This is a genomic window from Mesorhizobium sp. M0051, assembly GCF_040323235.1.
Taxonomy (GTDB): domain Bacteria; phylum Pseudomonadota; class Alphaproteobacteria; order Rhizobiales; family Rhizobiaceae; genus Mesorhizobium.
In genome coordinates, this window is record NZ_JAMYUT010000048.1 from 21,454 (window position 1) to 27,986 (window position 6,533).

General features: G+C 57.8%; 5 protein-coding genes and 1 pseudogene. 3 read left to right on the forward strand and 3 right to left on the reverse strand.

Annotation, left to right across the window (positions count from 1 at the left end):
- Positions 1–314: 314 nt before the first annotated feature.
- Positions 315–1,073 (reverse strand): IS110 family RNA-guided transposase, encoded by a 759-nt coding sequence (locus NKJ90_RS31280; RefSeq protein ID WP_352487609.1) that lies wholly within the window; start codon positions 1,071–1,073, stop codon positions 315–317.
- A gap of 170 nt (positions 1,074–1,243) precedes the next feature.
- Between NKJ90_RS31280 and NKJ90_RS31285 the strand changes: the two are divergent.
- Positions 1,244–2,003: pseudogene (locus tag NKJ90_RS31285) on the forward strand (IS5 family transposase).
- Positions 2,004–2,017: 14 nt separating this feature from the next.
- Here the strand turns inward: NKJ90_RS31285 and NKJ90_RS31290 are convergent.
- Positions 2,018–2,203, reverse strand: a complete 186-nt coding sequence (locus NKJ90_RS31290) for a helix-turn-helix domain-containing protein (RefSeq protein WP_352487612.1) — start codon at positions 2,201–2,203, stop codon at positions 2,018–2,020.
- Positions 2,200–2,322, reverse strand: a complete 123-nt coding sequence (locus tag NKJ90_RS31295; RefSeq protein ID WP_352487613.1) for a hypothetical protein — start codon at positions 2,320–2,322, stop codon at positions 2,200–2,202. The genes NKJ90_RS31290 and NKJ90_RS31295 overlap by 4 nt, the downstream gene beginning before the upstream one ends.
- A gap of 802 nt (positions 2,323–3,124) precedes the next feature.
- Here NKJ90_RS31295 and NKJ90_RS31300 point away from each other — a divergent pair.
- Positions 3,125–4,540, forward strand: coding sequence for an aminotransferase family protein (locus tag NKJ90_RS31300; RefSeq protein WP_352487610.1), 1,416 nt, complete (start codon positions 3,125–3,127; stop codon positions 4,538–4,540).
- A 358-nt stretch (positions 4,541–4,898) separates the two neighbouring features.
- Positions 4,899–6,086, forward strand: coding sequence for a glycine C-acetyltransferase (locus NKJ90_RS31305; protein WP_352487611.1), 1,188 nt, complete (start codon positions 4,899–4,901; stop codon positions 6,084–6,086).
- Positions 6,087–6,533 lie beyond the last annotated feature (447 nt).

A 6,533-nucleotide genomic window follows, 5' to 3' on the forward strand; every position in this document is an offset into this window, starting at 1 on the left:
CGGATGAAACTTCAGTGGCATGTATGGACGGCCTCCGCGTGGCAAGGGCTTTCTGACATTGATGACAGATCGGTCGGGTGCAGGCATGTGTTAGGCCTTTGAGTGCGGCCTGTTCATGCCGCTGGCCCTAGTGAAGTCCGCGGATCGGATCCCAGACAGGTCAACGCGCTTTTTGAGCGGCACCCACTGAGCGGGTTTGTCCGATCCCGGTTCGACCGTTCACCATCACACCATCAGCACCTCACCAATCTCTGCGTATCCTCTGCGACTACCTCACGCTGCCGGCGAAGTTACGAAGCGCTTGCCCGTAGTCATCAGCGCCCAGACGATCCCCGCCATCTTGTTCGCAAGAGCAACGGGATGGCATTATATGGCTTCTTCGTCAGAAGCTCGGCAGCCCAGCGGGTAGGCGCTGCTTTGCCCTTGCGGCTGAACCTGAGGACGGCATGTGCGCCAACTACAAGCAGTCGACGGATATAGGGATCGCCCCGCTTGCTGATCCGGCCGAGCCTATCCTTTCCTCCGGACGAGTTCTGTCGCGGCACGAGGCCAAGCAAGCCGCGAATTGCCGGCCGGATTTGAACAGGGAGGCGTCTGTCACGGTTGCAACGATCGCTGGCGGTGATTGGACCGATGCCGGGGATCGTTTCCAGTCGCCGGCTCAGTTCATTCGAGCGGTGCCAGGCTTGAATCTGATGATCGAGCTCACGGACCTTCTCGTGCGCCGCCCGTAGCTGTTCGACCAAGGGAACAAGCGCATCTCGGGCAAGCGGCGGGATGAGCTCGTTATTCTCGTCTTCGGCGAGCCCGATCAGCATCCCGACGCCGGCAATGCCCTGGCGCGTCACAATCCCGAACTCGGCCAGGTGGCCGCGCAGCGCGTTCACCAGCATGGTCCGCTGTCGGACCAGAAGCTCACGAACTCGATGCAACATCAGCACACTTTGCTGTTCCTCGCTCTTCACCGGAACGAAGCGCATCGACGGCCGCGTCACCGCCTCGCAGGTCGCCTCCGCGTCCATCGCGTCATTCTTCTGCCGCTTCACATATGGCTTCACATAGGAGGCTGGCATCAGTCGGATCTTATGCCCAGCCCCTGAGAACGCGGGCGCAGGCTTCAATGCCGATCAGGAGAGTAGAAGCCAGGAAGTCACCGAAATCTCAGTATCCATCCGGGAACAGCTTGAATTGTTGGAATCACTTGTGATTCGATGGCGGGGGTACGATTCGCAGGAGCCTCGGGATGTGGACGAACGAAAACAGCGGTCGGTATGACCGTAGCAGATTGCGCTACCCCAGCGACCTGACTGATGAGGAGTGGGCGGTCATCGGGCCGCTGATCCCGCCGGCGAAGCGGGGTGGCAACAAGCGGAACCGTTGACGAGCGCGAGATCGTCAACGGGTTGATGCATATCCTGAGTACCGGGTGCCAATAAAGACCTGCCGGCCCGCAGCACGGTGAAGGATTACTTCTACCGGTGGGACTATGACGGCACGCTCAATCGCATCCATTACGTGCTCTACGTGCAGTGCCGGGAATTGGCCTGGCGAGAGGCCAGCCCGACGGCAGCGATCATCTACAGCCAGAGCGTCAAGAGTGCGGGCTCCGACCCGCCGGGCTATGATGCGGGAAAGAAGATCAAGGGCAAGAAGCGCCATGTCTTGGTAGATACGCAAGGCCTGTTGCTGCACGCCATCGTCCATGCGGCGGATATTCAGATCGAGACGGCGGTGTGCTGTTGATGAGCACAGTGTTCGGTGCGTTTCCATTCCTGCTGAAACTCTACGCCGACAGCGGCTACCAGGGGGCGAAATTCCAGGGCGGATTGGCAGCGGTGTGCCCCCAAATCAACGTGGAGATCGTCAAGCGGTGCGACATCGGAAAGTCCGTGGTGTTGCCCAAACGCTGGAGACTGGGAGTGCCTGAACCGAATGCTCTCGCGTTCGTCCGTTGGGCCTCAATCCGGCTGATGCTCAGAAAGATCTGCCAAACCACAATATGATCCCGGATGGACTCTCAGAGCTTCCTGTCGGATGTCGGCGCGACACCATATTTATCGCGATATGCCCTGCTTAGGCTCTCGGGAGCTCCGAACCCACACATCAGCGCGATCTTGCGTACCTTCTCATGAGAGTTACGAAGCAAATTGCGCGCTCTCTCCAGGCGTAGGGCGAGATAATATGCTTGGGGTGATTGCGTCACATGGCTAAGGAATAAGCGCCGAAGCCTCCACTCCGGCAATCCAACCCCATCTCCGCGATATCGTTGATCGGTATCGGGTTCTCGATGTTGTTCAGCATGATATCGACTGCCTTGCCCAATCTCCTATCCAGCCTAGGTATCGACCAGTCTACGCCGAAAGCAGTCCGCTCGTGACGATTCCCTGGGGCGATAGTTCAATACCTGTACAACGCAGCTTGGCGCCCGCAAAATGCGTGATCAGTGCGAGCGTCATATCTATTGGTACGACGCCACCTGCACTCGAACAGCGGTCACCATCGAGATCAAACGAAACCCCACAATTGCTTTTGGGTCGTCGAGCGAACCTTCGCCTGGCTTGGGCGATGCCGGCGCCCCGCAGCCGAGCCTTGCCGAAACGCGTGCTGCACGGAGCCATGTCGGGTGGACGACCGCCCTTGGCTCCATTGGAGCGCTTCAACGCCTTGGAGAGCGGCTCGCCGACCCACCACGGAACCAGCGCGTTCGGCTTTTCCAGAGGATCGCAGGCTTCGCTCAGCCGCAAATAGCGCTTGTCAATGTCCCAGAAACCGGCTTGTCCCCGCACCCGTCTCCTTCCGGCAACCACCGACCGAGTGAATCAGACTTGCGCTGAGATGGCGAGGTACTTCGAGGTGTCCAGTTGCCTGCCGCGAGCCGCTCCAGCCGCACAGTCGGAGTGTGCCGCGGATCCTGCTTGTTTCAAACCACAACACTTCATGCGACAACCGTTTCAGCCGGCGGCCCCTTTTGGTGCGAACCTCCACCCCAAGTGTCATAGGCTTTAGTGGATAAATTCGACGCTGCCAACGCTACTTTCAGGTCAATTCGAATAGATAGACTTCGCTGCTAAAGAGTAGCCTTCCATTTGCCGTCTGAATGCAGAATACCACTTGGAGATGTTAGTTGGTCACGAATTTTACCGCAAGCTCCGGAATGTTTCAGGATGCGTTTTTTAGCCGAGATGGATCTGATCCCGTTCCGCTTATGATCAAGGCGGAAGGGATCTGGATGTTCGATGAGCGCGGGAAAGCCTACATCGACGGATCGTCGGGCCCTATCGCGTGCAATATCGGACATGCTAATGAACGTGTTGCGCAAGCGATGTATCAGCAGGCAATGACGCTTGATTATGCTTATCCGCGCGTTGCGCGTCACGCCGCCAACGCCGCGCTAACAGGGCGGCTTTGCAGTCTCGCGGGGGCGCCATTCGAACGGGTCGGCCTCGCGTCAGGCGGAAGCGAGGCTATGGATCTTGCGCTGAAGTTCCTGCGGCAATATGCAGTTGCAAAAGGCTTGCCCGGCAAGCGCATTTTGATCTCCAACATGCCCTCGTATCATGGCGCCTCAATCGGCGCGCTCGCGATTTCGGGCGATGAATCCTTAGCACCTTTTCTATCTGGCTTCGCAGTTATAGGCGCGAAAGTGCCCGCTCCAATGACCTATCGAGGAGAACCGGGACTGTCGCCTGAAGAAATCTCCGAGCAATGCGTAGCGGCGCTTGAGAATGCTATCGTAAATCTCGGCCCAGAAAACGTCCTCGCGTACGTGGTTGAACCGGTAGGCGGTGTGGCAACCGGATGCCTCGTGCCGCCACCTGTTTATTTTCAACGCATCCGTGAGTTGTGCGACCGATACGGCGTGTTTCTCGTATTCGATGAGATTTTGTGCGGCGCCGGCCGGACCGGTAAGTTTCTCGCATCACATCATTTGAGCGGCTGCATTCCAGATGTCATTGTCATGGCAAAGGGAATTGCCGCGGGTTACAGTCCTTTAGGTGCGGTGCTTCTACCTGCAGAGCCCGTCGATGAATTGGCAAAGCTCACCGGCTTTAACTTTTCACACACGTACGGCGCAAACCCTATTTCGTGCGCCGCCGCGCTCGCAGTCTTGGACGAATATGAAGATCACGATTTAATCACCAACGCCGCGCAGGCTGGCGAGCATCTTGGGCGAATATTGCGGCAGCTCATGAACACCTCACCCATTGTAGGCGATGTGCGCGGAATTGGGCTGCTATACGCGGTTGAATTGGTACAAGACAAGGACTCAAAAGCTCAATTTCGCTACGATTTTAACGTGACTGAAGTCGCTCGGACCGAGGCACTGAAGGAAGGTCTCATAATCTACTCGAGGCGTACGTCCGGAGGGAAATATGGAGACTGGTTGATCGTCGCACCGCCATTGACCGTCACCCGAGCCGACTGTGACCAGATCGGGCAGCGATTGGAGCGTATCCTAGAGGGTGTCCGGAATAGATTTGAAGCCGGATGCGTGGCGGCCGGTTCTCCTAAGAGGTCGTCCCTTGAGCTGAACAGCTAGATGCTTCGAGTCGACAGTGATCCGATGGAACCACTGCAATGCTAATGGACCGGTCGGACCCGTCCCTAGACGGCTCATGAACCTTTACTGGCAAAAGAGCCCGATCCGCAATAGTCGACTGCTGTCATCTACCCGTGATCGAAAATGCGCCAGGCGGCGCAACTTGGGAAGCGGCTTCGCGACGATGTCAATGAGCCGTCATCACGCAAAGTGCAGAGAGTCGAGCAGGCGCACTCATGGCTTCTTGGCGCGCGACGTTGAACGAATCGACAGCCGTTACCACTCGATGATGAGCGTCCAGTCCTCATTGATCATAATTGTGTAGGGCTTCCTTCATGCCATTCCTGCGGAGTTGCCGATGAACAACGCTTTTCTTGCCTATTTGTCGGCGGAACTTGCTGGGTTGAAGTCTGCTGGGCTCTACAAATCCGAGCGCGTCATCACATCGACGCAGTCGTCCGAGATCGAACTCGGGGATGGCAGCAAGGTCCTAAATTTCTGCGCCAACAACTATCTCGGTCTGGCCGACAATCAAGATCTGCGGGACGCGGCCAAGATAGCGCTCGACCACTATGGATACGGCATGGCGTCGGTCCGCTTCATCTGCGGCACTCAAGAAGAGCACAAGCAACTTGAGGCGCGTGTCTCCTTATTCCTTAAGATGGAAGATACTGTCCTCTATTCATCCTGTTTTGACGCCAATGCCGGTCTGTTCGAGACGCTACTCGGCGAGGAAGACGCCATCATTTCCGATGCGCTGAACCACGCCTCCATCATCGACGGCGTACGGCTCTCAAATGCCAGGCGCTTCCGCTATGCCAACAACGACCTGGCGGCACTGGAAGAGGAGCTGAAGAAGGCCGAAGGCAGCCGCTTCAAGTTGATCGCGACCGATGGCGTGTTTTCGATGGACGGCATCATTGCCAATCTTGGAGGCGTTTGCGATCTGGCCGAGAAATACGGCGCCATGGTCATGGTCGACGATAGCCATGCGGTCGGCTTCATCGGCAGGCATGGGCGCGGCTCGGCGGAGCATTGCGGCGTCGAGGGCCGCATCGGCATCATCACTGGCACGCTCGGCAAGGCGCTTGGAGGCGCGTCGGGCGGCTACACGTCAGGCAAGCGCGAGGTCATCGACTGGCTTCGCCAGCGCTCGCGACCATATCTCTTCTCCAATACGCTGATGCCCGCCATTGCAGGGGCGTCGCTGAAGGTTTTCGATCTAATCGAACAAGGCGATGCGCTGCGCAAGAAGCTCTACGCCAATGCCGACCGCTTCCGCTCGAAGATGTCGAAGGCGGGCTTCACGCTGGCTGGCGCGGACCATCCGATCATCCCTTTAATGTTGGGCGACGCCAGCCTCGCGCAGCAGATGGCCGAGAAGATGCTCCAGCGCGGCATCTATGTGATCGGATTCTCCTTCCCCGTGGTGCCGAAAGGCCAAGCGCGCATCCGCACGCAAATCTCCGCCGCACATTCGAGTGCGGATGTTGACCGTGCGGTCGAGGCCTTCACGGAGGTGGGCCGGGAATTGGGAGTCATCTGATGCCCAACATGAGTGGAGCGCCTTTGTGATGCCTGCGAAGAAGTCATGGTGGGGCGCTGTCACATTGATTGAGCGGTAAGGAAATTCAGGTAGCAGCGCGCCCATGACCGTGAGTGCACGGCCTGCCTGCGGGGTCGGCCTCACGCGGCCACATTTCAAACAACGTGACAACGCCCGCCACCCGCGACTTCGATCTTGGACGACTGCGCCGAGGCGGATGACGCGCTCGCATTTTGTGGACTTCAACGCAGCCAGTTCCGCCGACAACAGGCAATGAAAGCGTTCTTCATCGGCAACTCCCCAGGAAATGGCATGGGGTACGTCCTAGACAAGTATTACCAGACTCTTGTCATCGAGTGGTAAGAGACTGTTTTGAAAATCGGCTTGCCGGGGGGTTTCGTCTGAGGCTGGGTTATGATTCAAGCTTTAGATGTGGACAAAGCAGAG